Source organism: Haematobacter genomosp. 1, assembly GCF_002196855.1.
Taxonomy (GTDB): Bacteria; Pseudomonadota; Alphaproteobacteria; order Rhodobacterales; family Rhodobacteraceae; genus Haematobacter.
Window position 1 is genome coordinate 159,782 of the sequence record NZ_NIPW01000011.1, and the last position, 26,141, is coordinate 185,922.

A 26,141-nucleotide genomic window follows, 5' to 3' on the forward strand; every position below is an offset into this window, starting at 1 on the left:
CGGCGCGCGCCAGCCTACCAAGGGGCATGATCACGCAGCGGATGAAATATGCGCTCAAGGCGCTGATGGTGCTCGCCGATGAATGGCAGGGAGGACATAATCCGCTGTCCATCGAGGAGATCGCCCGCCGGGCGGGCACGCCCAAGCGGTTTCTCGAACACATCCTGCTCGATCTGCGCAAGACCGGCACCGTGGTGAGCCTGCGCGGGCGTCGGGGCGGCTACATGCTCGTCAAACCCCCGGAAACCGTGGCGTTGAGCGAATTGCTCCGCGCCATCGACGGGCCGATTGCGCCGCTCCCCTGTCTGTCCCGCAAGGCCTATCAGCGCTGCGAGGATTGCACGGATGAGGAAACATGCCGTCTCCGCCGGGTCTTCGGGGAACTGTTCTGGTCGTATCTCATCCTGCTGGAAAGCCTGACGCTTGCCGACCTCATCCGCACGCCCGACCGGTTCGGGCAGCTCGTGGCCGAATGACGGGGATCCCGCATATCCTCATCGCAGGCGGCGGTGCGACGGGTACGATCCTCGCCGCGCAGCTTCTGCGCCGGGGCGCCCGGGTGAGTCTGGTGGAGCGGAATACGGTGGGCGAGGGGGTTGCCTATTCCACCCGCGATCCCGCGCATCTGCTGAACACCCGAAGTGCCGCGATGTCCGCTTTCCCCGACATGCCGGGCGATTTCGTGGACTGGCTGCTGCGCGAACGAGGCGCGGCGGACCCTGCCGCTTTCGAGCGGAGAGCGGATTACGCGCGCTATCTCAAGCATCTGCTCGCGCCGTGGCAGGACGATCCGCGTCTCCGCATTCTGCGGCAGGAGGCTGTGGCGGCGCAGAGCGAGGGCGTGGGCGTCACCCTGCACTGCGCGGGGGGTGAAGTGCTGGCCGGGGATCGCCTGGTGCTGGCCACGGGTCATGCGGTGCCGGAGGCCGAACCCGGGATGCGCCAGCCGTGGCGGGAGGGGGGGACGCCGGAGGGGCTGGTGCTTCTGGTCGGCACGGGGCTGACCATGGTGGATGAGGTGTTGAGCCTGCTGGAAGCGGGCCATCGCGGCGGAATGCTGGCAATTTCGCGACGCGGTCTTTTGTCGAGGCACCATCTGGAGGAGCCGCCGCGCGCGGCGACACTTCCCGATGACGTTCCTGTCGGAGAGGGGCCCGCGACCATCGCGCGCTGGCTCCGCCACACCGTCGCGCGGGAGGTCGCCGCGGGGGGCGACTGGCGGGGCGTTGTGGATGCGGTGCGGCCGGAGGTGCAGACGTTGTGGCGGGCCATGCCGGAGGCTGGCCGGCGGGTCTTTCTGCGCCATGGGGCGGTCTGGTGGGATGTCCATCGCCACCGGATGCCGCCCGGTTCACGCGCCCGCCTTGACGCCGCGATGGCGGAAGGGGTGCTGCGGCTGCAGCGCGCGCGGCTGCGGAGTCTCGTGGCGGGGACAGCGCGGCTGAGCCTGCCGGGCGGCGGGGTAGAGGAGATCGCGACCGCCGCCGTCATAGACTGCCGGGGGATCAGGCGCGACCCGGAGCGTTCCGCCTCGCCGCTGGTCGCGGGGCTGCTCGGCTCCGGGCTGGCGCGGATCGACCCGCTGCGGCTGGGGCTGGACGTGACGCCACAGGGGGCCCTCATCGCGCGGGACGGGACAGTGTCCCAGACGATCCATGCGGTCGGCCCGCCAAGCCGCGCGGCCCTTTGGGAGATCACGGCGATTCCCGATATCCGGGAGCAGGTCGCCCGGCTCGCCGCTTCGTTCGTGCCTAGTTGCGGGTAGGCTTCTGCTGACCATTCCCTGCCGAATGCCGCGCTGCGGAAAATATTGCGCTGGGCCTTGCCGGAAAGCATAGGTGCCTATACATAGGTGGCTAATCGTTATCCACCTATGTCTTTATGGCCATGCCCCAGAGCCTCACGAAACCCACCCCCGCCGATCAGCGCAACGCCTGGTTCATCGACGAACTCACCAAGGTGAGTCGCAAGATCCGCACGCTGTTCGATGCCCGCGTGCGGGCGCAGGCTCTGACCCTGTCCCGCGCGCGCGTCCTTTTGCGGCTGAGCGAGGGGGACGGCCAGACCCAGAGCCAGCTTGCCTGCAAGCTGGAGGTGGAACAGCCCTCCATGGTGGGCATTCTCGACGGTCTGGAAAAGTTGGGCTACATCCGCCGCGAGGCGCAGGAGAGCGACCGGCGCGTCAAGAACGTCTATCTCACCGATACTGCGCGGATGAAGGCGCGCGGGCTGACCGATTTCTCCCGTCGTCTGCGGGAAGATATGCTTGAAGGCATTTCTCCTGCCGATCTGGAAACGGCGACGCGCGTGCTGCGTGTCATCATGCAGAACATCGACTCTGGCAAGCTGGACGGCTGATCATGAACGATCTCGCCATCATAAAACGCGCCCTGCCCGATGAGGCGGAGGGAACGGCAGAACCGGAGGCCGCCCCACGGGAGCCGGTCACAGGCGGCGCAAGTGCGCAGTCCGGGGCACAGCCTGCCGAGGTGGTTCCGCAAACCGCCTCCGATGTGCCGCAGCAACCGGCGCGGCCCCCTTTCGTTCCGAAGCCGCCGCATCTCGTCGCGGCCTATATGGTCGCCTCGACGCTTCTGTCTCTCACCCAGAGCTTCGGCATGAACCTCGTGTCGGCCAACATTCCCCAGATCGCGGGCGACCTGTCGGCCACGCAGACGGAAGCCACATGGCTGATGGCCGCCTATATGGCGCCGAACGTCTCTCTCGCCGTGGCGCTCATCAAGATCAGGAACCAGTTCGGGCTGAGGAACTTTGCCGAGATCTCCATTCTGGGTTTCGTCGTCGCCGCGCTGCTGAATTTCCTGATCTCCGACCTGCATTCGGCGCTTGTCGTCCGCTTCATGAGCGGGATGGCCGCCTCTCCGATGTCGAGCCTCGCCTTCCTCTACATGCTGGAACCGATGCCGCCGGAGAAGAAGATGAGCGTCGGTCTCTCGCTTGCGCTCACCAACATCACGCTCGGCGCACCCATTGCGCGGATCGTGTCACCCTATCTCATCGAACTCTGGGGCGGGTGGCATGCGCTGACCGTGCTGGAACTGGCGCTCGCCATCGCGGCGCTGGGTCTGGTGTACAAGCTGCCCCTTGGCCCCATGCCGCGGGCAAATGTGATCAGCCGCGGCGATGTGGTCAGTTATCTGCTGATCGCCGTCGGCTTCGGCTGCGTGGCTGTCGTGCTGGTCACCGGCCGGCTCTACTGGTGGTTGGAGGCGCCATGGATCGGCTGGGTTCTGGTCCTCTCCGCCCTGTGCCTGACCACCGCCGCGGTGATCGAGCTGAACCGCAAGTCGCCGCTGCTGGATATCCGCTGGCTGACCAGCCCCGCCATCGTCCATTTCGCCTGTGCGCTGTTTCTGTTCCGCATCGTGCTGGCCGAACAAAGCTCCGGCGTGCCTCAGTTCTTCATCGCGCTCGGCCTGTCCAATACGCAGATGCAGGTGATGTATGGCATCATCCTTCTGGGCTCGCTGCTGGGCGGGCTGACGTCGGCGGCTATCCTGAAGCCCGGGCGGGAGGAGATGATGCACGTCGTGGCCCTCATCCTGATCGCCACCGGCGCGCTGATGGACAGTCACGCGACGAGCCTGACCCGGCCCGAACAGTTGATCCTGAGCCAGGCGATGATCGCCTATGCCACGGCGCTGTTCCTGCCCCCCGCGATGGCGAGCGGCCTGATGTCCGCGCTGAAGAAGGGGCCGAACTATATCCTGAGCTTCATCATCGTCTTTCTCATGACCCAGAGCATCGGCGGTCTGCTCGGCTCCGCCATCTTCGGCACGCTGGTGACGATCAGGACGAACCTGCACACGCTCCGCCTGTCCGAGCTGATGTCGCCTTCGGACCCTCTGGTCGCCCAGCGGATCCAGCAGTACGGCGCCAGCTACGCCAATGTCATTCCCGACAGCCTGCAACGGCAGGTGGAGGGGACGCGGCTCCTCTCCTCCGTCATCAAGCGGGAGGCGACGGTGCTGGCCTATAACGACGTGTTTCTCATCGTGGGGATCATCGCGCTGATCGCACTGGGGCTTCTGCTGGGGCACATGGCGTTGAACGCCTGGCTTCGGCGGCGTGCGGCTGCGACGGCGCCCCCGGGCGGGGCGCTGCCGAACTGACGCCGCCCCCCCGCTGACCCAGTTATCCGAGTATCTTATCATGCCACATGAAATCATCCGTTCCCGCGCCACGCATATTGCCCTCGTCACCGGCATCGCTGCCATTGGGCTGGTGCTCTATGCGTGGCAGTTGCCGCCCTTCACCACCGCCATAGAAACCACGGAGAACGCCTATACCCGCGCCAAGGTGACGTTCCTTGCGCCGCAGATCGCAGGCCATGTGGCCGAGGTGTTCGTGCATGACTTCGACACCGTGAAGGCCGGCCAGCCGCTGGTGAAGATCGACGACCGCATCTTCCGCCAGAAGGTTGCGCAGGCGGAGGCGGCGCTTGCGTCCTCCCGCGCGAGCCTTGCCTCCAACGCGCAGGACCGCGTCGTGGCGGAGGCGAGCGTCCACGCGGCGGAGGCCACGCTGGAGGGGGCGAAAGCCTCGGTGAAGGTCGCCACTGCGAACTGGGAGCGTATCACCCCGCTGCTGGGCAAGGGCGTCGCCACGCAGGCGGACGGCGACACCACCCGCGCTGCTCTGGATCAGGCGATCGCCAACCAGCATCAGGCGGAGGCCGCCCTGGAGACCGCCAAACAGAAGGTGCAGTCCACGATTGTCGCGCGTCAGGCGCTGGAGGCCGCTGTCACAGGATCGGAGGCTGCAGTGGAACTCGCCCGTATCGACCTCGACAATACCGAAATTCGTGCGCCGCAGGATGGCCGTGTGGGCGAGGTGGGCGCGCGGCCGGGGCAGTATGTGTCGGCGGGAACGCAGCTCATGCCGCTGGTGCCGGAGGCGCTTTGGGTCGTAGCGAACATGAAGGAGACGCAGCTTGCCGAAATGCGCGTGGGGCAGCCCGCGCGGATCACGGTGGATGCGATGAACCATGCCGAACTGACGGGGCGTGTCACGGGTTTTGCGCCGGCAACGGGCAATGAGTTCAGTCTTCTCAAGACCGATAACGCCACAGGCAACTTCACCAAGGTGGCCCAGCGTCTCCCCGTGAGGATCGAACTCGATCCTGGTCAGCCGCTGGTACAGAACCTCGTGCCCGGCCTTTCCGTCGTGGTCAGCGTGGATACCAGCGTGACCCCTGATGAGAACTCCGCCACCGCACCTAAGCAGGTATCGGAACTCGGGGCCGAGGCCACCCCCGGCACGGGGATCGGCGGCGCGCTGTTCTAGCAGGCGCTGAAAAAGCGTTCCGGGATTACCCTGAGGCGGAGATCTTTTCGGGAGATCGCCTGAAAGACCAGCTCTCGACCGGACCCATGTCCTGGCTTTCAACGTAAGCCCGGGTCAATGCTCCACTCGTCAGCAACCTGTCAGGACCGCGCCTCACCCAAAAGCCAGTCGCGGAACGCCGCGAACACCGGGTTGGCGGCGCTTCTGTCGGGGTAGAGGATGGCGTAGGGGCTTGCCACCCGCAGCCTGCGTTCCGAGGCGAGGAGCAGCCTGCCGCGGCGCAGCTCCTCCTCCGCCACCACCTCGGGCACCAGCGCGACGCCAAGGCCGGCAACTGCCGCCGTGACCAGCATGCCGAAATGCTCGAACCGCGCGCCCCGCAGGATCGGCCGCACATCCAGCCCGGCATCGCGGAACCAGTCGAGCCAGAGGGTCGGCCGCGTGGACTGCTGAAGAAGCGGCAAGCGGGCGAGGGCCAGATCCGGCAGCGGCCCCGCGACGACGGCGGGGCTGGCAACGACGACGAGCTGCTCCTCCATCAGCTCCGCCACATGGGCATCCGGCGGGCGATGCTCCGCCCGCTGGATCGCCGCATCGAACGGATCGTCGGTGAAATCGACCGGCGTCAGGCGCGAGGTGATGTCGAAGGTCACATCCGGCCGGAGCGCCCGGAATGCCGCAAGCCGGGGCACCAGCCATGCCGAGCCGAAGGAGGGCAGCACCGCCAGCCGGATCACGTCGCCATGACCGCCGAACGCCATCACCGTAACGGCCGCCTGATTGAGTTCCGCCAGCAGCCGCTCGGCATCCGGCAGAAACACCCGCCCCGCATCGGCCAGCACGAGCCGCCCCTTCACCCGGTGAAACAGCCGCACGCCCAGCCGATCTTCCAGCGTGTTGAGAGAGCGGCTGATGGCGCTCTGCGTCAGGTTCAGCTCCTCCGCGGCGCGGGTCGTGGCGCCGGTGCGCGCACAGGCGGCGAAGGTGGCGAGCTCCTGGATGGAGGGCAGGTAGGATTGTCGCATGGTATGAGGAAAACTCATCGGGATGCCAGAAAACATCGTTAGCATCCTTCGCGCGGGAGGAGTAGATCCTGCGGCAAGCAGAGGAGACCCGCCATGAACGACATGCAAAAACCCAAGCTCAAGGCCAAGGACGCGCCGGACCTGACCGCCTTCACCTGGGATGACCCCTTCCGGCTGGAGACGCAGCTGACGGAGGAGGAGCGGATGCTGCGCGATGCGGCCCATGCCTTCGCGCAGGACCGGCTGATGCCGCGCGTGCAGAAAGCCTTCGCCGAGGAGCATACCGACCCGGCGATCTTCCGAGAGATGGGAGAGGCGGGCCTGCTCGGCGTGACGATCCCCGAGGAATACGGCGGGCTTGGCGCGGGCTATGTCTCCTACGGGCTGGTCGCGCGTGAGGTGGAGCGCGTGGATTCGGGCTACCGCTCCATGATGTCGGTGCAGTCGTCGCTGGTGATGTATCCGATCTATGCCTACGGGTCGGAGGAACAGCGCAAGAAATACCTGCCGAAACTCTCCTCCGGCGAGTGGATCGGCTGCTTCGGCCTGACGGAGCCGGATGCGGGTTCCGACCCCGGCGGCATGAAGACGCGGGCGATCAAGACCGAGAGCGGCTATCGTCTGATCGGGTCGAAGATGTGGATTTCCAACTCCCCCATCGCCGATGTGTTCGTCGTCTGGGCAAAGTCGGAGGCCCATGGCGGCAAGATCCGCGGCTTCGTGCTGGAAAAGGGCATGAAGGGCCTGTCGGCTCCGAAAATTCAGGGCAAGCTGTCGCTCCGCGCCTCCATCACCGGCGAGATCGTGATGGACAATGTGGAAGTCGGTGAAGATGCGCTGCTGCCGAATGTCGAAGGGCTGAAGGGCCCGTTCGGTTGCCTGAACCGCGCGCGCTACGGCATTTCCTGGGGTGCTCTCGGGGCCGCGGAATTCTGCTGGCACGCGGCACGGCAATATGGCCTCGACCGCAAGCAGTTCGGCAAGCCGCTGGCGCAGACGCAGCTCTTCCAGCTGAAGCTCGCCAACATGATGACCGAGATTTCGCTGGGCCTTCAAGCGTCGCTCCGCGTCGGCCGCCTGATGGATGAGGCGCAGGCCGCGCCGGAGATGATCTCCATCATCAAGCGCAACAACTGCGGCAAGGCGCTGGACATCGCCCGGATGGCCCGCGACATGCACGGCGGCAACGGCATCTCCGAGGAGTTCCACGTCATCCGTCACATGGTGAACCTCGAGACGGTGAACACCTATGAGGGCACGCATGACGTGCACGCGCTGATCCTCGGCCGGGCGCAGACGGGCCTTCAGGCGTTCTTCTGATGGGGGCGCCGCTCGAAGGACTGAAGGTCGTCGAGCTTGCACGCATCCTGGCCGGCCCCTGGGCTGGTCAGGTGCTGGCCGATCTTGGGGCCGAGGTGGTGAAGGTGGAAGCGCCGGAAGGTGACGACACGCGCCGCTGGGGCCCGCCCTTCCTCGACCGGGAGACGCCCGACGGCGGGTCGGAACAGTCCGCCGCCTATTTCCACGCCTGCAACCGGGGCAAGCACTCCGTGATCGCGGATTTCCGCAATCCAGCGGATCTGGATTTCGTCCGCCGGCTGATCGCAGAGGCGGATGTGGTCATCGAGAACTTCAAGGTGGGCGGCCTTGCGAAATACGGGCTGGATTACGCAAGCCTCGCCACGCTCAATCCGCGGCTGATCTACGCCTCCATCACCGGTTTCGGACAGACCGGGCCCTACCGCAATCGCGCGGGCTACGACTTCATGATCCAGGGCATGGCCGGGATCATGGACCTGACCGGCGATCCGACGGGCGAGCCGCAAAAGATCGGCGTGGCCTTTGCCGACATCTTCACCGGGCTTTATGCGGTGATCGGCATTCAGGCCGCGCTGACGGAGCGGGAGAAGACGGGGCGGGGGCAGCACGTGGACCTCGCGCTCTTCGACTGTCTTACCGGGGTGCTGGCCAACCAGGCGATGAACTACTTCGTTTCGGGTGTCGCGCCGCACCGGATGGGCAATGCGCATCCGAACATCACGCCCTATGCGACCTATCCCGTGGCGGATGGCTGGTTCATTCTTGCCGTCGGCAATGACGGACAGTTCCGGCGCTTCTGCGATGTGATCGGGCGCTCCGACCTGGGCGCGGACCCGGCCTATGCGACGAATGCCCTCCGGCTGGAGCGGCGGGCGGAGCTGACGGAGGCGATTTCCGCAGCGACGCGGAAATGGTTGCGGGACGACCTGCTGGCCGCGCTGGAAACCGCGACAGTGCCCGCGGGACCGATCAACACGCTGGCGGATGTCTTCGCCGATCCGCAGGTCGCGGCGCGTGGCATGAGGATCGAGGCGGAGGGTATTCCCGGCCTTCGGACGCCGATCAGCTTTTCGTCGAGCGATCTGGCGCTCGACCGGGCGTCACCGCTTCTGGGCGCGGACGATGCGGCAATCCGCGCGCGCCTGTCCCAGGGTGCCGAAAGCTGAAACCCGGGCGCGGGGGACGCCCCCCGCGACCCCCGACGTCACCGTTCCGCAACCTGCCAGCTCTCCCCGGCAGCGGATCGGGGGATCCGGGGGGCGCTGCCCACCGGACATCCATTCCCCCATCTATTTATCCTTTATTTTCATGTTGTTGTCGTTGTTTTTGGCGAACCTGTGCGGAAGGTTCACCACGGTCTGTTCACGATTCGGCCGTGAGATCAGCTTTTGCATAGCTGCATCCGCCAGCTCTTCACGCATAGCTGCGGCGGTATATCGCTGCACTTCGGAGAGCGTCTTGTGGCCGGTGACTGACATGATCTCGTTGGCCGTAGCCCCCGCCTCAGCAAGCCGTCGCGCACACGCCTTACGCAGCCCGTGGGAGGAACATTCAGAGAGATTCGCCTCGTCGCACCAGGCGCGCAGCCTCTTGCCCAGCCCGGTCGGCGAGCGGCTTTTGCCGTAGGCAGTGACGAGGAAGGGACGATCCTTGGGCAGGGGCTCTATGACGGCCCAGAGATCGGGATGGATCGGTATATTCACCATCTCACCATTGGTCTTCACGGTCTTCTGGCGGCGGTAGAGAAGTCGGTATCCGTCTTCGGTCGGCTTGATGTTCGCCCATCCAAGCTTCACCGCATCGACCCGCGCCGCGCCCGTATAGAGCATGAGCACCATTGCCCGATGGGCAACCGTGCCGTCCTTGTGGACCTCGTAGAAGCGGGCGATCTCCCCCTCGTCCCAAGTGTGGATACCTTCGCTGGCCACCCGATACGGCTTCACCAGCCGGGCGGGGTTATCCTTCCGCCATTCCAGCGCCACGGCGTGATCGAGAAGCTGAATAAGTCGCTTGCGCAGGTGGTTCGCTGCAACCGGTGTGTCCACTTTCTCCGCGAGGATCTTCATGATGTGCCGCCGCTCCATGAGCGCCGAAGGCTTGTTGCCATGCTTCACGCGCAAGGGTTCCACCTGCCCTCGATAAAGCCTCTTGGTGACGTCGGCCAGATTGCGGAAGTCGGGGGAACGATACCACGAAGCGATGAGGTCATTGAGCGATCCGGGGATCGTGCGATCCGCTGCCACACCCCCTTTCTTACCGGTCTCATGCTCCTTCACCGCCGCCTCGTAACGGCTGATGAAGTCGGGGCAGCCATAGGACGTGCCGAGTTCCCGTTGGAAACCACCCTTCGCGCGAAACCGCCAACGGCGTTTGCCGTGGCGGTCATTGTAGGGTTTCGCTCCGGGAAACTCGGGTTTTTTCTTCATTCGGCGTCCCACGGGTTATCGGGCTGGGCGGGTGCCGCCTCATGCGTCACCACGACGATCTTCCCATCCCGGTCAATCTCAACCCGCCCCACCGACAGTCCCGCCGAGACTACGCCCTTGCAGGCGCGTGTCACATCCAACTGCTTAAAAATGGTCTGGCGGGGGTTCACGATTGCCCCTCCTTCTGCCCGATGCGCTGCATGTTGAGGGGCGAGAGGTATTCGTCGCCGCCGTCGATCTCGGGGAGGTTTTCGAGGCGGCGGATTTCGTTCGGGGAGAGCCAGCCGCCATCCCGGCCGGTGCGGTAGGCCTCATAGCGCGCGCCAAGGTCGCCGCGCAGCAGGCCCGCAAGGTCGTGTTCCACGAAGAAGCTCTTGCGCGTTTCCTCGGACAGCAGCGCCATGTTCATCGCCTGTTCGATCCGCTTCGCCATCGGGGCAAGGCAGCGCTGGACCAGAGCCCGGCTTTCCTCGCCGATGTTCGAATAGGTCGCGTTGTCGGTGATGCCGGCGGCCGAGGGCGGCACACCGAAGATGCGGCAGACGTCGAGGTTGGTGAGCTTCCGGCTCTCAAGGAACTCGGCATCCTTCGAGGAGAAGGCGAAGGGTTTCCAATCGGCCCCGCCATCGAGCACCAGCACGCCCGAGGTGCTGTCGTTCCGTTCGATCTTCTGGCGCAGCTTGTCGAGCACGTCGATCTTCTGCGTCGGATTGATCGACTGGGCGAAGACCACCGCGCCTTCCGGGCGGAAGCCCTTCTGCGCCTGCTTGCCCGCCGTCTCCGCCTGCGTGACGGCAAGGCCGAAGGTCTCGCGAGCCAGATGCACCGGGGAAAGCCCCATGACGCCATCGGAGGCCAGCCGCCAGCGCAGGTGCAACACCTCGTCTTGCAGCATAACCTTGCCCGGTGCGCCGGTCTCCATGTAGCGCAGCCGGCCGCTGCGCAGCTTCTCCACCGAGATGCCGCGCGGGTCGATCATGCGCAGTGTCGTGACCTGGCCCCGCCCGTTGCGCTCGATCTCGGCGTAGGCATTGCCGTGGGTCAGCAGGTTGACGATCAGCGCGTTGCGGAAGTCGAAGGCGGTCTGGAACGTGTTCGGCGCGTCGTGCAGCACGCCATAGAGCGGATGGTCGTTCGCGCGTTCACGGCCGCCCCGGTCAGTCGAGCGGTAGACGAAGAGCGGCACACTTGCCATCAGCTCGGCGATCAGCGTGATGCAACGCAGCGCGACCGGCAGGCCGGACGCGCGGGCGGTATCGACGGCCGCCAGCCCCCCGCCCTGTCCGAAGAATTCGGCGAGGTAGGGATCGGAGGTGGCCACGGTCTCCTGCGCGCGGCGTTCGCGGCCGAGGATGCGGGACATGAGGCTCATTGCAACGCCTCCATGATGCGCACGATCCGCGCGGCATGGGCGAGCTGCGGGCGGCCGGAGAGCGCGGCCCGCGCCTGCACCACGGTGCCGGGATAGGCCGGCCAGGCGGAGACCACGGAGACTTCGATCAGCTCCACGGCGCGCAGTTCGCGGCGGTCGCCCTGACGGTGCTGGTCGCGGACGGTGAAGCCGAAGCTCATGCCCCCAAGGTCGCCCCGTTCGGCAAGCGCCAGCACATCGCGGCCGGCCTGCGTGTCGGGAAGGTCGAGGTCGAAGGCGAGCCCGCGGGTATCTTCGGTCAGGCGGAGCGAGCCGGAACGGGTGCGACCCAGCACCTTACCGGGATCGTGGTCGAGCAGCGCCAGAATGTCGCGGCCGGAGGTGAGCGAGGCGAGGAAGGCACCGGGGGCGATGGTTTCGGTGAAGGCATCGCCGATGCGGGCTTCCGCGCCGAAGGTGGCGGCGTAGCCTTCCAGCCGGCGGCCGGTGGCGCGCAGCTCGGTCGCGATGGCGCGGCGTTCGACGGTCACAGGGCGATCTCCCGATACGGCGCGATCAGGCGGTTGATGACGGGTGGGAACGGCGGTGCGGTGTCGTCACCCATCCGGCCCGACCATTGGAAGAAGTGATCGACAAGCAGGAGAGCCGCCCGCTTCACAGCAGGCGGCACGGGATCGCAGGACGATGTGATCCCGATCGAGGCCAGATGATCCGTCGCGGCGGCAATCATCTGGACGATCTCGGCGTTGAGGTCGTCTTCGGTGATACGCAGGTGAAGCTTGGCCTCGTCGAGGGAGATCATGCGCCGGAGCCTCCGGGTGTTACAATGCGTTTATAGGCGTCAAGCGGAGCGACGTTGAAGCGCATCGGGTCGCGCACCACCACATCGGCATCGAGGAAGGCGTGGATCAGCGCGCCGCCCTTCGAGGCCACATCGGCATGATACGGGTTCACGAGGATATCCACGCCCGACCAGTAGCCGATGTAGAGGCTCGCCCATTCGCCGTAGATCAGCGGGAAGACGTTCCCGGCGCTGCCCTCGGGCACATTGTCGGCTGCGATGTTCGGGACGTTGGTCGAGGTCTCCACCCGCTTGCCGTGGAACATAGACTCGACCGGCGAGCCGGGCGGCACCACCTCGCCCATGCCGGTGAACCAGGTGCGCGCCATGTGCATGATCAGCGGATGGGTCAGGAAGGCCGTGGTGCCGGTCACATCGTCCGTTTCCAGCCGGGCGATCATGTCGGAGGTGATTTCCGGTGTGACGATGCTCGCGCTGGTGTAGATCGGCAGGATGGTGTTGAGGATGCCGCTCGGTTCGTTGACGCCGCCGCCCTTGATCGCCGCCGCATCGACGGCGCGGGCGATGAGAGAGCCGAGGTCGGCCCGCAGGATCGGCTCCAGCGCCGTGTAGCTTTGCAGCAGCATCCGGCGTGACACTTCGTATTCGGCCGCCACGGTCTTCGGCGACATGCTGGCCTTGCCAAAGCGTGCGTCCGACCGGGAGGCGGGCGCGTGCTCCGCCACCCATCCGGCGCTTCCGCTGCCCGCGAGCCGGGGCAGATCGAGATTGCCGGACAGCCCGCGCAGCACGGTCGCGCCCATGTCCTCCACCTTGAGCGCCGAGCGGCGGCGATCCATGAGCGGCCCCATCGTCGTGCCAATAAGGTTGCCCCCCGCCGCTCCGGCCGGGGTCGTGGTGGTGAGCGCGCGGGCTTCCATGAGGATTTCGGTGGGCACCATCACACCGCGCACCTCGCGGCCGCGCGACAGCTCCTGATGCGCCTCGGCCTCAATGCCGGTCAGGCGGCCGCTCATGCCTTCGGACAGTGCTTTCGCCACGCTGTAGCTGCGCAGCTCCCGCGACATATCAGCTCCCGTGACGCGCTCGCCGGAGGCTTCGAAGCGTTCGAACTCCGCGATCTTCTCCGCGTCGGTGATCCGTCCGGCGAGGCCGCGCACTTCGGTCTCTAGCACATCGAACCGCCGGCGCTCGCCTTCGTCCAGATCGCGATTGGCCGCAAGCGCCGCGTCTGAAAGGCCGCGCATCTCCGCGACCTTTGCTGCACGCGTCTCCCGCAGCGTGTTAAGAGTGGGCATCCTGATTCCTTTCCAAGGGTTTGAGGGTAGAAGGCCAGCGGGGGATTGTTTGGCGACAGGCCCCGCTGGCCGGTTGATCAGGTTTGCAGCGCGTCCATCGCAAGTTCCTGAACCACGCCCCCCTGCAACCGGCGTGTATTCCACACTTGGCTGGCTTGACGGACGTAACAGGTGAACTCCGCAGTAAACTGCCACCGCATGATTGTGTCGGGTTTGAATTGTGGAAATCTGAGAACATCCGAGCTGTCCTCCGTTCCGGCAATGAAGGCATCAACGGCAACGCCAAATGGCATTTCTTCCGAATAACTGATGTCGACTCCAACGCCGTCAGGGCCACGGGACACCTTCACATCGTCTATTCTCAAAGTAGGGCGATCAGTGCCCACAAGCGCGAGCACACGAGAGAATGCGTCAAGGGCATTGGGACGTTCGGTCGGGCTTCCCATAAGCGGGGGGCACCGGCCTAGGTAGGTCGCAGCCCCCAACTCTTGTCCTTCATTCACAACCTGTTCAATCTGGCCCCAATTGAACCATTCGCATGTCATGAACCCCGCCCTCTCAATGAATGTGAGGGTCTCAACAACCGCAGTCGTCTCACCGGGAGCGAGGATGCCATAAACCAGCGTGGCAACATCTCGCGGCGTCATCTCGGCCCCCCCTTTTCCCCTTCCCCCGGATGAAAGCATCCCAGCTTCTCGGAGAAGTCGCGCGGTGAGCTTGACCGAACCCAAGGGCTCGCCAGTCAGGAGAGAGGCATAGGAGATGAGCGGGTTGAGCTTCATAAGGCATATGTGCCTTCAACGCATTTATGCGTCAAGAGACGAAATTGCGCTCAAATCAATTTCTCTGGCTGCCGGGCGAACAGACGGTCTTCAAGTTCCGGCAGCACGTCGATCAGCATCTTGATCGCCCGCTCCATGCCCTGAAACGCGAAATGGTTGTCGCCGAAGACCGGATGTTCTGCGGCACTAAGCTGCGCCTGTTCCGCCGCGCGTGCATCGCAGAAGGCTTGCAGAATGCTGATGGCTTCAATGATCTGCGCGTGCGGGTCGATGACCCTCTGCACGCTGCCGGGGAGGTTTCGGTCGTATCTGGTCACGTTCTATGCCCTTGGGAAGCGGAGATAACGCAGGCAAAGCCTGATCACGATTCGCCGTCAAGTAGCCGGCTGATCCGCGCCCGCGCGCGCCGCGTGTAGCTGCGGGTCTCCCGTTCGGTGTCGGAATAACCCTGTTCCTTTTCGCCCGCGTCCAAGGCAAGGGTGAGAAGGTCGTGAATTTCTGCAAGGGTGGCAGAAGGCGAGCCGGGGGCGGCTGCCGAAGTGAGGTTCGGCAGTCTAGGCTCCGTTGCGATAAAATCAGAACATCGTTACGATACGCTAGCGGCAATATGTCGGTCAATCTAAATCATAACGGTGTTACGACTTGAACGGATTGCAGTGTAAGATGGCCCGTGCGGCAACTGGTTTGGGGGTGAGGGAGCTTGCCAAGCTGGCCTCGGTTTCGCCCGATACCATTGCACGCCTGGAGCGCGGCGATGAGCTTCGTGCCAGCACCATTGAAACGATCCAGACGGCCTTAGAAGCCGCTGGCGTCGAGTTTATCCCAGAGAACGGCGGCGGTGCCGGCGTGAGATTGAAGAAGGACTATACCACGTGAGAAAGCCCAACACGCGCGAGCGTGACGTTCTGAACGCGTTCGTCTTCGACATTCCTGAACCTTGGGGCAACTTCCCAGACGCGGGCCCCAAAACCCGCGCATCTATGCTCGAAGAGGGCTGGATTGAACTGAATGAGGATCCGACTTATCCCCATGACTATTATCAAATCACTCCGGCAGGCAAAATCGCGCGCGATAGCTGACCCCTAATGGGCGGTGGAGCTGTTGCTCACTAATCCATCAACTCCGCCAGACATGCCGGCAGTTCTTCCCGTTCCACCCGGCCTGACACCGCAAGCGCCATAGCCAGCGCCACCATCCCGTCGATCCGGCCCGTGCTCTTATGCTTGGCAAGTTTCCTATTGCCCGCCGCATCCCGCTCTATGACGGCATTCGCGGCGCACATGGTCAGGATCGGGTTGGCGGCGTGGCGGAGCCGCCCTTCGGCCACCAGCCGTTCCATGAGGTCGATGGCCGGGGCCATGTCCTTGAAGCCCTGGCCGAACTCGGCCAGCGGCAGCTCCGCGCCCAGGGCGTTCAGCTCGCGTTTCAGATCCTCGATGCGCCAGCGGTCATAGGCGAGGCCTTGCAGGTCGAACTCCGCCGCCGCCTCGGCAATGTCCTGGGCGACGAAGGACGGGTCTACAGTGGCCCCTGGAATGGCTGTGAGGATGCCCTGCCGTGCCCAGACGTCATAGGGCACCCGGTCAGCCTCGGATTTGTCCCGCAGGCCCGCCTCGGGGAGGTAGAAGCGGCAGAGCACGTCGAAGCTGCCTGCTTCATCCGGGAACACCAGCACGAAGGCGGTGAGGTCGCGCGAGGCCGAGAGGTCGAGCCCGCCGTAGCAGGTCCGGCCCGCCAGGTCTGCCCGCAGCGCGCCGCCGTTTGCATCCCATTCCGCCTTGGCTATGAAGCGGACATGCGCGCTCACCCGCTGGTTCAGGATCAGGTTGCGGAAGCTATGCTCGGCCGAAGGCATGCGCTGCGCCTGCGCCGCCTGGCGCTTCACGTCCGACAGGCTGCGGAAGTCGCCAAGGGCGGGGTTGGCCTTCGCCCAGGTGTCGGGGTGCCACGGATCGTCCGCATCGGTCGCGCCGTAGAAGGTCAGGTGGAAGGCAGGGTCGTCCAGTTCGCCCGCGTTCACCTTCAGCCCGTAATCCACCAACTCCGACATGATGGCGTGATCGTCGGCCGCCTGGGTGGAGATGACGCACATCAGCGGATTGTCACGCGCGCCCATGGCGGTGTCGAGGGCCTCGTAGAGGTCGCGCTTCGGGGCCTGGCCGAGTTCGTCATAGACGATGAAGGACGGCGAGAGCCCGTGCTTGCCCGCCACATCGGCGGAGAGCGCGGCGAAGATGGAACCCTTGCCCTGGCCGGTCAGCACCTCGATCTCCTTGCGGAACTTGGTGACGTTCACGCGGGCGTCCAGTTCGGGATGCGCGTCGAGGATGGCGATAATCTCGTTGAACGTCTTGCCCGACTGGAAGCGGTCGTTGGCGGCGGCATAGACCTCGCCCCGGCTCTCCGACTCTGGGCCCAGGAGGTGGCAGAGAGCGAGACCGGCGACCAGCTGCGTCTTGCCGTTCTTCCGGGGCATCGACAGCACGGCGGTGCGCACCGGCCGGGTGCCGTCCTCATCCTCGGCATAGACGGCTTCGAGGAACCGGCGCTGGAAAGGGCGCACCTGGAGCTTGGAACCGGCAAGGGAGCCCTGCGTGATCGGCAGATCCTCCAGAAACGCCACGACGCGCCCGATGCGCGAGAGGCCCGGCACCTCCCACGGCAGTTGCCGCCGCATCGGACGGCCTTCCTCGGAGGTGAAGAGGCTCCCCTGCTTCGTATCAACCAGTTCCAGATGCTTCGGTTTGGCTCCCGGCCCACGCTGCCCCATCTCTCAAGCCTCGGATTTCTTAATTAAATCTGCGCGACAGTTCCCCATCGGTTCGGAGCCGGGGATTTGCCGTCCTTGCACCGCCCCCTCCCCGTGCCACGCATCGAAGGGATCAATTGGATTCCCGTCAGCATCGAAGCCTTTGAAACGGCGACGGAAGGCCGGGCCGTGCTGCCGATCGAAGCTAGCGGTCTTCTCGTTGTGGCAGCGCTCGCAGAGTGAGAGCAGGCCAGACAGCTCGGGGAACGGAGAGCCGCCCTGCCGGATCGGGGTAAAGTGATCGACCACGCTTGCCGGTTCGATCCGGTCGCGGCGGATGCAGATTTCGCAGAGCGGGGCAGCATCGAGCTTGGCAAGCCGGAGCTTCGACCACCGAGAGGTGTTGTAGGGCCAAGACGCCATCAGCGAAGACCTCGGGCAATGCGGCACGGCTTCATGGCTGACCGGCGATCACGCAGCGTCACGGCGGGTCTCCATTACACCGAGAGCCCATGCAGCCCATCTCTTCGCAATCGAGGTCTGCATTTCGTCGATGGGCCGGGGTGGCGAGGTGTAGGGGACGTCGAAGCCCGTTCCCGACTGGTCGCTGCTGCGGATGCCGAGTTGGCCCAAACTCGGGAAACCCTCACTTCCGAGCCAGTCATTCCATGCCTCAACGCGCCGTGATCCGTCATACGCCACGGCTCGCAGATCGGGCCTCGGCCGCTCTGGCGCGCGCGTATTTTGGAAAGAGATTGGAGTATCTTTATAGGGGGGTGTGGGGGGGGAAGTGCAGTTCTGCACCCTTTTCGGAGCAGGGCTGCACCGTTTTTGGATGGGCAACCCGCAGAGTTGCACCGTTTTCAGGACGAGAAATAGGTGCGGTGTTGCCCTGTTTTACGGGAGCTGCCGCCGCATGGTTGCCCCGTTTTCCCGGAGCGGCCTGAGCAATATTGCCCGGCATCATGAAGACCATTACGGCGCGCTTGCCACGGCCGCGTCCATCGCTGCGGATCAGCCAGCCCGCGTTCGCCAGAGACCGGAAGGCGCGCTTCACGGTGTCCACAGAGACCGCCAGCGCCTCCGCGAAGCCTTCGTTATGCCACAGGCAGTCGCCGGTCGCATGGTCGGCTGCCTGGGTCACGATCACTGTGGCAAGGTTCTTTGCGGCGGCGGGCAGATCGCGCTCGCGCAGCATTGCTTCGAGCCAGCGCCAGCGGGCACTGTTCCAGTTACCTTGAAGCAGACGCGGCGGGCTTGCGTCGTCGTCGGGATCGGGATAGCTTTTCGACTGAAGCTCGGAAGCTTTTTTATCAGCCCCGGTCGCGCCCGCCAGCGCACCGGGGTTTTCCACTTTTTGGGGCGAAATCAGGTTCGCCAAATCCCGATTTTTCGCAGCGTTTTCAACGGGAGATATTTGAAGGTTCGCCAGCCTAACCGGCTGATTTCCCTGTTTTCCTTCAATCCCACCGGACAGGGGGTGCGGGGGGAGCGTGCTCCCCCGCTTTCTCCGTCAACTGCCGCGGCGCAGCGCAGCGACACCGGTCCGGGCGAGTTCGATCAGCCCCAGCGGACGCATCAGGTCTGCAAAGGCATCGACCTTCTCCGGCGTGCCGGTGATCTCGAAGACAAAGCTCTCCAGCGTCGAATCCACCACCTTCGCGCGGAAGATGTCGGCCAGCCGCAGCGCCTCCACCCGCTTCTCCCCGGTGTTCTTCACCTTGATGAGCGCAAGTTCCCGCTCTACCGCGGCCCCTTCCACGGTCAGGTCGTGCACCTCATGCACCGGGACGATGCGGCCGAGCTGCGCCTTGATCTGCTCGATGACCTGCGGCGTACCGGTGGTGACGATGGTGATCCGGCTCAGGTGGCCGGTGTGGTCCGTCTCTGCCACGGTCAGGCTGTCGATGTTGTATCCCCGCCCGGAAAACAGCCCCACGACCCGCGCCAGAACGCCGGATTCGTTGTCCACCAGCACGGTCAGCGTGTGCCGCTCGCTCACATCCGCATTGGGATCGCGAAGATCGTAGGCAGAATGCCCGGAGGAGCCCTGCATGAGGTTCAGCGCCATGATCGTTCTCCTCAGACCAGAACCGCGCCCTGGGCGCCGATCGCATTCGCCGGGTCGGCATCGCCGAGCAGCATTTCGTTGTGCGGCTTGCCCGACGGGATCATCGGGAAGCAGTTCTCATGCTTCTCGACCATGCAGTCGAAGATCACCGGCCCGTCATGGGCGATCATCTCGCGGATCGCATCGTCCAGATCGGCGGGATCGGTGCACAGAATGCCCTTCGCGCCGAAGGCTTCCGCCAGCTTGACGAAATCCGGCAGCGATTCGGACCAGGAGTGCGAATACCGCTCGCCATGCAGAAGCTGCTGCCACTGCCGCACCATGCCCAGCCGCTCGTTGTTCAGGATGAACTGCTTGACCGGCAGGCGGAACTGCATGGCCGTGCCCATCTCCTGCATGTTCATCAGCCAGGACGCCTCGCCCGCGACATTGACGACCAGCGCATCGGGATGGGCCATCTGCACGCCGATGGAGGCAGGGAAACCGTAGCCCATCGTGCCCAGCCCCCCGGATGTCATCCAGCGGTTCGGCTCGTCGAAATGCAGGAACTGCGCCGCCCACATCTGGTGCTGGCCGACCTCGGTGGTGATGTAGCGGTCCATTCCGCGGGTCATCGCTTCCAGCCGTTCGAGCGCATACTGCGGCTTGATCGTCGTCTCCGACCCGCGATAGGCGAGGCAGTTGACCGACTTCCACTCCGCGATCTGACGCCACCAGCCGGCCAGGCCCTCACGGTTCACCTTCGATCCCCGTTCCTTCCAGATACGGAGGATATCGAACAGCACCGCGCCCACGTCGCCCACGATGGGCAGATCCACCCGGACGGTCTTGTTGATCGAGGAGGGGTCGATATCGACATGCGCCTTGATCGAACCGGGAGAGAAATCGGCCAGCCGCCCCGTGATCCGGTCGTCGAAGCGCGCGCCCAGATTGATCATCAGGTCGCAGCCATGCATGGCGAGGTTGGCCTCGTAGAGGCCGTGCATGCCGAGCATCCCGAGCCAGCCCTTGCCGGACGCGGGATAGGCCCCGAGGCCCATCAGGGTCGATGTCACGGGGAAGCCGGTCGCATCGGCGAATTCGCGCAGCAGGCGGCTCGCTTCCCGGCCGGAGTTGATGACCCCGCCACCGGTATAGAGAACCGGACGTTCCGCCGTCTCGATCAGTTCGACCAGCCGCAGGATCTGCGTGGCGTCGCCCCGGACCTGCGGCTTGTAGGGGTCGCTGTCCTTGGGCTTCGGCCGGCGATAGGCGCCGGTGGCGAACTGCACGTCCTTCGGGATGTCGATCAGCACCGGGCCGGGGCGGCCGGTGGTGGCGACGTGAAAGGCGCGGTGCAGCGTCTCCGCCAGCTTGTCGGTATCCTTGACCAGCCAGTTGTGCTTGGTGCAGGGGCGGGTGATGCCGACGGTATCGGCCTCCTGGAAGCCATCGGTCCCGATCATGAAGGTCGGCACCTGACCGGACATCACCACGATCGGAATGGAATCGAGCAGCGCATCCGTCAGCCCGGTAACGGCATTGGTGGCGCCGGGGCCGGAAGTGACCAGAACCACGCCCGGCTTGCCCGTGGACCGCGCATAACCTTCGGCGGCATGCACCGCCGCCTGCTCGTGCCGGACAAGGACATGGCGGATCTGGTTCTGCTGGAACAGTTCGTCATAGATCGGCAGCACCGCGCCGCCCGGATAGCCGAAGATCACCTCGACCCCGTGATCGCGCAATGCCTGCACGATGATCTTCGCGCCGGTCAGCGCCTCACCGTTCGCGGGGCCTCGGGCGTAACGTGCGCCCTCCATCTGGCCGGGTTTCTCCGCTGTCATCTTAGCTCCTCCGCCGTTCGTCTCGGCAAATGAAAAAGCCCCCGGAGTGATACTCGGGGGGCGCATGGGACGGAAATATGGCTTCCTTAACGGACCATGCGCCAACTTCCTACGATTACGATAAGACCGTTCATGTCTCGCCCCCTCGGATGGCGTTCTCATCGCATGGGTGGACGGCATCGTCAACCCAAAAGCGCAACGATCTGTCGGTGGGGTGGGGTGGGCTTTTCACAAGTTGCGCATCCGTTGCGGGGCTGGCTTTCGCCAGCGGCAAGGCTACCCTGCACTCCGGCAGCATGACGGAGGCGGCGATGGCGCTCGAAGACGCGAAGACCGAAGTGGACACGGCGATCACACGCAGGGATGCGCGGGGTCTTTCGTATGAAAATGCCTTCGGCGGCGCGACCTCCTTCCTGCGGCGGCGCTATACGAAGGATCTGGCGGGATACGATCTGGCCGTTACCGGCGTGCCCTTCGATCAGGCCGTGACCCATCGCCCCGGCACCCGCTTCGGCCCGCGTGCGATCCGGGAGGCGTCCACGCTCCAGGCCTTCGACCCGCCCTATGGCTGGGGGTTCGATCCGCTGTCGGATTTCTCCATCGCCGATTATGGCGATCTGGCCTTCGACTATGCCCGGCCTGCGGACTTTCCCGAGACGCTGGCCGCGCATATCCGCGGCATCCACGATCAGGGGGCAGCGGTGATCGCACTCGGCGGCGATCATTCGATCAGCCACCCGATTCTGCGCGCCCATGCGGAGCGGTTCGGGCCGCTCGCGCTTGTCCACTTCGACGCGCATTCCGATACATGGCCTGATGACGATACGGGCCGCGTCGATCACGGCACGATGTTCTACAAGGCGGTGAAGGAGGGGGTGATCGACGTGGCGCATTCCGTGCAGGTCGGCATTCGCACGACAAATACCGATACTCTCGGCCTCCATGTCATTGACGCCTTCGACGTGCATGAGACCAGCCCCCGCGCCGTGGCGGAGAAGGTCCGCAGCATCGTGGACGATCGGCCGGTCTATGTCAGCTTCGATATCGACTGCCTCGACCCCGCCTTTGCTCCGGGGACCGGGACGCCGGTCTGGGGCGGTCTGTCTTCGGCGCAGGCGGCGATCATCCTGCGGCGGCTTGCGGGCATCAACATGGTTGGCGGCGACGTGGTCGAAGTGTCGCCGCCCTATGACACGGCGGGAATCACGGCGGTGGCCGGAGCGCATGTCGCGACGGAGCTGATCTGCCTCTGGGCCTGGCCTCGCCGCCGCTAGTCAGCCGCGAAGCAGGGCCATGAAGGCGGGCCATGCTTCCGGGTCCGCCACCGTCTTGTCGCGGCAGAAGGCGTTGCAGAAGCCGAAGACGCGTCCCTCGGCCTTCAGGAAATGCGTGACCGGACGACCGGAATAGGGGCAGGTCTCGTTCTCTGCCGGACCCTGACCGACCGCCTCGGCAGGGATCGGCGCGGGGCCGGGCCATGGGCGGCGGGGATAGTCGCGGCGATAGACCTCCTGATCGGGGAAATCGACCAGCGACATCGCGCGCCAGCGGCGGAAGGAGGGGTGGGAGAGATGCGCCTGCATATAGGCCAGCGCCTCCGGTCCCACGGGAAGGTTGTACGTGGCGATACGTGCCGCAATCGGCGCATAGAAGGCATCCGCTGCCGAATAGGCACCGCAGAGCCACGAGCCCTTGCTTTCCGTTTCCGCGCGCGCGTCCGACCAGATGGTTTCGATCCGGGCGAGGTCGGCCAGTACGCCCTCCGGCGGGTTGCTGTTCGTATAGGAGGCCCGGAGGTTCATGGTGGAATGATCGCGGAGGGGCGCGAAGCCCGAGTGCATCTCCGCCACCAGCCGCCGGGCGACGGCGCGAGCGGCCGGCCCGGCGGGCCAGATGCCGACACCCGGCTCCCGCGAGGCCAGTTCCTCGGCAATGGCGATGGTGTCGGAGATGACGGTGCCCTCTGCCGTGCGGATCACCGGAACCGTGCGTGCAGGGGGGAAGGCGGCAATGGCGGCGGCGAAATCCGGGCTGTACATCCGCACCGCCTTGACCTTCACCGGAATGCCGAACGCGTCGAACAGCAGCCAGCCCCGCATCGACCAGCTCGAATAAGCCCGGTCTCCGATCAACAGCTCATACATCGCAATCTCCCTTCGTGCCGCTTCAGATAGCAGGGCGGCGTTCAATCATGAAAATGCATATTTGTCGGCTAGTTCATCAAGATTTGTGATCGAATCTGCGGTTGGCGAACAGGCAGCGGCGCTGACCGTCAACGATATCGATGCGGAAGAGGGATAGCGGCGCGACCGGTTGGCTGAATGCCTCGGTCGCTGACTTGCCGTTCGCGCGCTGAAGTTCAGAGAGGATCACCCCGAAATGCGCGACGCAGATGATGTCGCGGCCCGGATGAAGCAGGGTAAGCCTGTCCACCGCCTCCGCCGTGCGACGGCACAGCATGTTCCAGCTCTCCCCGCCGGGGGGTGCGATGTCGCCCGGCTGTTCCCAGAAGCGGCGGGCGAGCGTGCCATCGCGCGCGGATATCTCGTCCGCCGTGAGTTGCTCCCAGTCTCCGAAGCCGATTTCCCGCAGGCCGGCCTCGTGCGGAAGGCGGGTTCCCGGGATCAGGTCCGCCGTCGCCACGGCCCGTTTCAGATCGGAGGAGACGACGAGGGCCTGCTCCGGCAGCTCGGCGAGCAGACGCTCGATGGTTCCGCTGTCGCTGAGATCGGCGGGTAGGTCGGTCCAGCCGACCATCCCTTTGGCATGGGTCGGCCCGTGGCGTATCCACCACCAGCGGCTCACGGAAGCTCTCCCTTCAGCACCAGCGGGAGGCCCGCGACAACAAGCACCGCCACATCCGCAAGCGCCGCGAGCCGTTGGTTCAATTGCCCCTGCGCCGCACGGAAGGCACGGGAAAGGGGGTGCATGGGCACGATGCCCAGCCCGGTTTCATTGGAGACGATCACCACCGTTCCCCGTGCCGCTGCGAGCGCGGTTTCCAGCCCGGAAAACGCCGTGGGAAGGTCCGCCTCTCCTGCCGTCTCCGCCAACATCTGACCGGAGAGCCAGAGCGTCGCGCAGTCGAGCAGGGCAACTTCGTCCTTGGCCAATGCGGCGAGCGTGGCCTCGGTTCTCCCCTCCACAATGCGCCACTCCGGGCCGCGGCGCGCCTTGTGGCGCTCCACCCGCTCCGCCATCTCCTCATCCTCGATAGCGGCGGTCGCGATATAGCAAAGGCGCGCGTTCGATCCGGCCAGTTGCTTGACCAAGTTCTCTGCAAAAACCGACTTCCCGGAATCCGCGCCGCCCAAAATCAGAAAAAGTTTTTTTTGCATATGTCGTGAACTTTTTCCGATCTGACGAGTTTTCAGCCTGCGTAGCACGGAAACGCCGCAAGGCAAGAGCCCTGAGGGGCCACCCGGAAGGACAGGTGAACCATGCTGGAAATCAGAGAAAGCGGCCTTATGCGCCGCGCGATGACCGCAGAGATGCTTGACGCCGATACAGAACGCTCGCTCGCCGAAGCCTGGCGGGACCGGGGCGATGAAGCGGCTCTGCATCGCTTGGTCACCGCCTATCTGCGGCTCGCGATCTCCATGGCAATGAAATTCCGTCGTTATGGCGTGCCGATGGGAGACCTTTTGCAGGAATCCATCGTCGGTCTCATGAAAGCGGCGGAGAAGTTCGACCCTGATCGCGGCGTGCGCTTCTCCACCTACGCCGTGTGGTGGATCAAGGCCTCCATTCAGGATCACGTGATGCGGAACTGGTCGTTGGTCCGCACCGGATCCACGACGGTGCAGAAGTCGCTTTTCTTCAACCTCCACCGCGTCCGCGCCCGGCTGGAGCGGGAAGCCCGTCAGCGGGGTGAGGACCTTGCGGGGAACGAACTTCTGCAGGCCGTCGCCGACGAGCTTGGCGTTTCGCTGCGCGATGTGACGGAGATGGAGCGCCGCATGTCCGGGCAGGATCAGTCGCTGAACGCGGTTCAGGGCGCGGAAGAAGGCCGGGAGTGGATCGACGCGCTGGAGGATGACACGCCCCGCGCCGAGGAGGTTTACGAATCCCGCCACGATACGCTGCGCCTGCGCAACTGGCTGATGACGGCCATGGGCGATCTTTCGGAACGCGAGCGGTATATCGTGCGGGAGCGCCGCCTGCGCCCGCAGCCCCGCACGCTCGACAGCCTCGGCACGGAACTGGGGCTTTCCAAGGAGCGTGTGCGGCAGATCGAGACGGCAGCCTTCGCCCGGCTTCGTAAGAGCCTTGAAACCCGCAACCGGGAGGTGCACCACTTCTTCTCATGAAGTGGTTTGCCCCCGTGCTTTTCATCGCCGCGGCTCCGGTCGCGGCGGATGCCGTTCTGCCCGCGCGGCTGGATGACCTGCCCCCGGCAGAGGTGATCCTGCTGGGCGAGGTGCATGACAATCCGCGCCATCATGAAAATCAGGCCCGTGCCGTCGCCGCGTTGAAGCCAAAGGCGCTTGTCTTTGAAATGCTGACGCCGGCGCAGGCGGATCTCGTCACCCCGCAGGCCCGCCAGTCGTCAGACGCGCTGGCGCTTGCCACAGGTTGGGCGACAAGCGGCTGGCCGGATTTCTCGCTCTACTGGCCCATTTTCGCGGCTGCCCCGGAGGCGGCGATCCTCGGCGCAGGCGTGACGCGGGAGGATATGGCGGGGCTGAGGGAAAAGGGCGCCGCAGCGCTGTTCGGGCCGGAGGCGCACCGCTTCGCGCTTGATCGGCCGCTCCCCGCGGAGGCACAGCAGGCGGCGGAGGAGGAGCAGCGGCTCGCACATTGCGACATGCTGCCGGGTGACCTGCTCCCCATGATGGTGGATGCCCAGCGGCTAAGGGATGCAGCTCTGGCACGCGCGACGCTGAGGGCGCTGGCGGAGCATGGTCCGCCCGTGGTGGTGATCGCCGGATCAGGGCATGTGCGGGCGGGGGCCGTTCCGGCAATGCTGAAGACCGCGGCCCCTGATCTGCGCGTGATCTCCGTCGGTCAGGTGGAGGAGGGCGCGGCGGCGCAGCAACCCTTCGACCTGTGGATCGTCACGCCGCCGGAACCGCGCGACGATCCTTGCGCCTCGCTCCGCAAACCGTGATCGCGGCTTGCTCCCGCCGCATCGAACGGGGATAGATGAAACGGGACGGCGGAGGC

General features: G+C 65.1%; 29 protein-coding genes. 12 read left to right on the top strand and 17 right to left on the bottom strand.

What is annotated here, in order from left to right:
- The first annotated feature begins 26 nt into the window (after nucleotides 1–26).
- The 5 genes from CDV49_RS08945 to CDV49_RS08965 all read left to right on the top strand — a co-directional run bounded on the left by CDV49_RS08945 (nucleotide 27) and on the right by CDV49_RS08965 (nucleotide 5,307).
- Nucleotides 27–476: an RrF2 family transcriptional regulator gene (locus CDV49_RS08945; protein ID WP_088215251.1), complete on the top strand. Its 450-nt coding sequence runs from the start codon at nucleotides 27–29 to the stop codon at nucleotides 474–476.
- Complete coding sequence (locus tag CDV49_RS08950; RefSeq protein WP_179209153.1) at nucleotides 473–1,765, top strand: FAD/NAD(P)-binding protein; 1,293 nt, start codon at nucleotides 473–475, stop codon at nucleotides 1,763–1,765. Before CDV49_RS08945 ends, CDV49_RS08950 begins: the two co-directional genes overlap by 4 nt.
- 122 nt (nucleotides 1,766–1,887) lie before the next feature.
- Complete coding sequence (locus CDV49_RS08955) at nucleotides 1,888–2,358, top strand: MarR family winged helix-turn-helix transcriptional regulator (protein WP_179209154.1); 471 nt, start codon at nucleotides 1,888–1,890, stop codon at nucleotides 2,356–2,358.
- A gap of 2 nt (nucleotides 2,359–2,360) precedes the next feature.
- Entirely contained in the window at nucleotides 2,361–4,133 is a 1,773-nt protein-coding gene (locus CDV49_RS08960) for an MFS transporter (RefSeq protein WP_218821924.1), read from the top strand.
- A gap of 40 nt (nucleotides 4,134–4,173) precedes the next feature.
- Nucleotides 4,174–5,307 carry an HlyD family secretion protein gene (locus tag CDV49_RS08965; RefSeq protein WP_088215198.1) on the top strand — a complete coding sequence of 378 codons (1,134 nt, stop codon included), beginning with the start codon at nucleotides 4,174–4,176 and terminating at the stop codon, nucleotides 5,305–5,307.
- Nucleotides 5,308–5,447: 140 nt separating this feature from the next.
- Here CDV49_RS08965 and CDV49_RS08970 read toward each other — a convergent pair whose 3' ends face one another.
- Entirely contained in the window at nucleotides 5,448–6,368 is a 921-nt protein-coding gene (locus CDV49_RS08970) for a LysR substrate-binding domain-containing protein (RefSeq protein WP_256947291.1), read from the bottom strand.
- A 66-nt stretch (nucleotides 6,369–6,434) separates the two neighbouring features.
- Between CDV49_RS08970 and CDV49_RS08975 the strand changes: the two genes are divergently transcribed.
- Together CDV49_RS08975 and CDV49_RS08980 are read left to right on the top strand one after the other, a co-directional pair.
- Nucleotides 6,435–7,652 (top strand): acyl-CoA dehydrogenase, encoded by a 1,218-nt coding sequence (locus tag CDV49_RS08975; protein WP_373447794.1) that lies wholly within the window; start codon nucleotides 6,435–6,437, stop codon nucleotides 7,650–7,652.
- A complete protein-coding gene (locus CDV49_RS08980; protein WP_088215200.1) occupies nucleotides 7,652–8,818 on the top strand; it encodes a CaiB/BaiF CoA transferase family protein in 1,167 nt (388 codons plus the stop codon). Before CDV49_RS08975 ends, CDV49_RS08980 begins: the two co-directional genes overlap by 1 nt.
- Before the next feature lie 123 nt (nucleotides 8,819–8,941).
- On the opposite strand, the gene CDV49_RS08985 is transcribed toward CDV49_RS08980, so the two are convergent.
- The 8 genes from CDV49_RS08985 to CDV49_RS09015 form a co-directional block, all read right to left on the bottom strand.
- Nucleotides 8,942–10,078 (bottom strand): tyrosine-type recombinase/integrase, encoded by a 1,137-nt coding sequence (locus tag CDV49_RS08985; protein ID WP_088215201.1) that lies wholly within the window; start codon nucleotides 10,076–10,078, stop codon nucleotides 8,942–8,944.
- Nucleotides 10,075–10,212: a hypothetical protein gene (locus CDV49_RS20465; protein WP_179209145.1), complete on the bottom strand. Its 138-nt coding sequence runs from the start codon at nucleotides 10,210–10,212 to the stop codon at nucleotides 10,075–10,077. The genes CDV49_RS08985 and CDV49_RS20465 overlap by 4 nt, the downstream gene beginning before the upstream one ends.
- 32 nt (nucleotides 10,213–10,244) lie before the next feature.
- The gene (locus CDV49_RS08990; protein WP_088215202.1) at nucleotides 10,245–11,450 is read right to left on the bottom strand and encodes a phage portal protein; all 1,206 of its coding nucleotides are present in this window, start codon (nucleotides 11,448–11,450) and stop codon (nucleotides 10,245–10,247) included.
- Nucleotides 11,447–11,980: an HK97 family phage prohead protease gene (locus CDV49_RS08995; RefSeq protein WP_088215203.1), complete on the bottom strand. Its 534-nt coding sequence runs from the start codon at nucleotides 11,978–11,980 to the stop codon at nucleotides 11,447–11,449. Before CDV49_RS08995 ends, CDV49_RS08990 begins: the two co-directional genes overlap by 4 nt.
- Nucleotides 11,977–12,252, bottom strand: coding sequence for a head-tail connector protein (locus tag CDV49_RS09000; RefSeq protein WP_088215204.1), 276 nt, complete (start codon nucleotides 12,250–12,252; stop codon nucleotides 11,977–11,979). The genes CDV49_RS08995 and CDV49_RS09000 overlap by 4 nt, the downstream gene beginning before the upstream one ends.
- The gene (locus CDV49_RS09005) at nucleotides 12,249–13,550 is read right to left on the bottom strand and encodes a phage major capsid protein (RefSeq protein WP_088215205.1); all 1,302 of its coding nucleotides are present in this window, start codon (nucleotides 13,548–13,550) and stop codon (nucleotides 12,249–12,251) included. Before CDV49_RS09005 ends, CDV49_RS09000 begins: the two co-directional genes overlap by 4 nt.
- A 77-nt stretch (nucleotides 13,551–13,627) precedes the next feature.
- Complete coding sequence (locus CDV49_RS09010) at nucleotides 13,628–14,197, bottom strand: hypothetical protein (RefSeq protein WP_143413147.1); 570 nt, start codon at nucleotides 14,195–14,197, stop codon at nucleotides 13,628–13,630.
- A gap of 185 nt (nucleotides 14,198–14,382) precedes the next feature.
- Nucleotides 14,383–14,649 carry a hypothetical protein gene (locus CDV49_RS09015; protein ID WP_143413148.1) on the bottom strand — a complete coding sequence of 89 codons (267 nt, stop codon included), beginning with the start codon at nucleotides 14,647–14,649 and terminating at the stop codon, nucleotides 14,383–14,385.
- Nucleotides 14,650–14,974: 325 nt separating this feature from the next.
- On the opposite strand from CDV49_RS09015, the gene CDV49_RS09025 reads away from it, so the two are divergent.
- Nucleotides 14,975–15,208, top strand: a complete 234-nt coding sequence (locus tag CDV49_RS09025; RefSeq protein ID WP_256947292.1) for a helix-turn-helix domain-containing protein — start codon at nucleotides 14,975–14,977, stop codon at nucleotides 15,206–15,208.
- The gene (locus CDV49_RS09030; protein ID WP_088215210.1) at nucleotides 15,205–15,411 is read left to right on the top strand and encodes a hypothetical protein; all 207 of its coding nucleotides are present in this window, start codon (nucleotides 15,205–15,207) and stop codon (nucleotides 15,409–15,411) included. The genes CDV49_RS09025 and CDV49_RS09030 overlap by 4 nt, the downstream gene beginning before the upstream one ends.
- A 29-nt stretch (nucleotides 15,412–15,440) precedes the next feature.
- Here CDV49_RS09030 and CDV49_RS09035 read toward each other — a convergent pair whose 3' ends face one another.
- From CDV49_RS09035 to CDV49_RS09055, 5 genes are all read right to left on the bottom strand, one after another.
- Nucleotides 15,441–17,009, bottom strand: coding sequence for a terminase large subunit (locus CDV49_RS09035; protein ID WP_218821925.1), 1,569 nt, complete (start codon nucleotides 17,007–17,009; stop codon nucleotides 15,441–15,443).
- 96 nt (nucleotides 17,010–17,105) lie between these two features.
- Nucleotides 17,106–17,504 carry an HNH endonuclease signature motif containing protein gene (locus CDV49_RS09040; protein WP_088215212.1) on the bottom strand — a complete coding sequence of 133 codons (399 nt, stop codon included), beginning with the start codon at nucleotides 17,502–17,504 and terminating at the stop codon, nucleotides 17,106–17,108.
- Nucleotides 17,505–17,847: 343 nt separating this feature from the next.
- Entirely contained in the window at nucleotides 17,848–18,462 is a 615-nt protein-coding gene (locus CDV49_RS09045; RefSeq protein ID WP_088215213.1) for a helix-turn-helix domain-containing protein, read from the bottom strand.
- 132 nt (nucleotides 18,463–18,594) lie between these two features.
- Nucleotides 18,595–19,152: an acetolactate synthase small subunit gene (ilvN, locus tag CDV49_RS09050; RefSeq protein ID WP_084695116.1), complete on the bottom strand. Its 558-nt coding sequence runs from the start codon at nucleotides 19,150–19,152 to the stop codon at nucleotides 18,595–18,597.
- Between the two features lie 11 nt (nucleotides 19,153–19,163).
- Nucleotides 19,164–20,951 carry an acetolactate synthase 3 large subunit gene (locus tag CDV49_RS09055; protein WP_088215254.1) on the bottom strand — a complete coding sequence of 596 codons (1,788 nt, stop codon included), beginning with the start codon at nucleotides 20,949–20,951 and terminating at the stop codon, nucleotides 19,164–19,166.
- Nucleotides 20,952–21,286: 335 nt separating this feature from the next.
- Here CDV49_RS09055 and speB point away from each other — a divergent pair, with 335 nt between their 5' ends.
- Nucleotides 21,287–22,249: an agmatinase gene (speB, locus tag CDV49_RS09060; RefSeq protein WP_088215255.1), complete on the top strand. Its 963-nt coding sequence runs from the start codon at nucleotides 21,287–21,289 to the stop codon at nucleotides 22,247–22,249.
- Here the strand turns inward: speB and CDV49_RS09065 are convergent, their stop codons facing one another.
- The 3 genes from CDV49_RS09065 to cobU all read right to left on the bottom strand — a co-directional run bounded on the left by CDV49_RS09065 (nucleotide 22,250) and on the right by cobU (nucleotide 24,313).
- Entirely contained in the window at nucleotides 22,250–23,119 is an 870-nt protein-coding gene (locus tag CDV49_RS09065; protein ID WP_088215214.1) for a glutathione S-transferase, read from the bottom strand.
- Between the two features lie 76 nt (nucleotides 23,120–23,195).
- Nucleotides 23,196–23,780, bottom strand: coding sequence for a histidine phosphatase family protein (locus CDV49_RS09070; protein ID WP_088215215.1), 585 nt, complete (start codon nucleotides 23,778–23,780; stop codon nucleotides 23,196–23,198).
- A complete protein-coding gene (gene cobU, locus CDV49_RS09075; protein WP_088215216.1) occupies nucleotides 23,777–24,313 on the bottom strand; it encodes a bifunctional adenosylcobinamide kinase/adenosylcobinamide-phosphate guanylyltransferase in 537 nt (178 codons plus the stop codon). Before cobU ends, CDV49_RS09070 begins: the two co-directional genes overlap by 4 nt.
- A gap of 102 nt (nucleotides 24,314–24,415) precedes the next feature.
- On the opposite strand from cobU, the gene CDV49_RS09080 reads away from it, so the two are divergent.
- Complete coding sequence (locus CDV49_RS09080; protein WP_088215217.1) at nucleotides 24,416–25,285, top strand: RNA polymerase factor sigma-32; 870 nt, start codon at nucleotides 24,416–24,418, stop codon at nucleotides 25,283–25,285.
- Entirely contained in the window at nucleotides 25,282–26,085 is an 804-nt protein-coding gene (locus CDV49_RS09085; protein ID WP_088215218.1) for a ChaN family lipoprotein, read from the top strand. The genes CDV49_RS09080 and CDV49_RS09085 overlap by 4 nt, the downstream gene beginning before the upstream one ends.
- The last annotated feature ends 56 nt before the right edge of the window (nucleotides 26,086–26,141 follow it).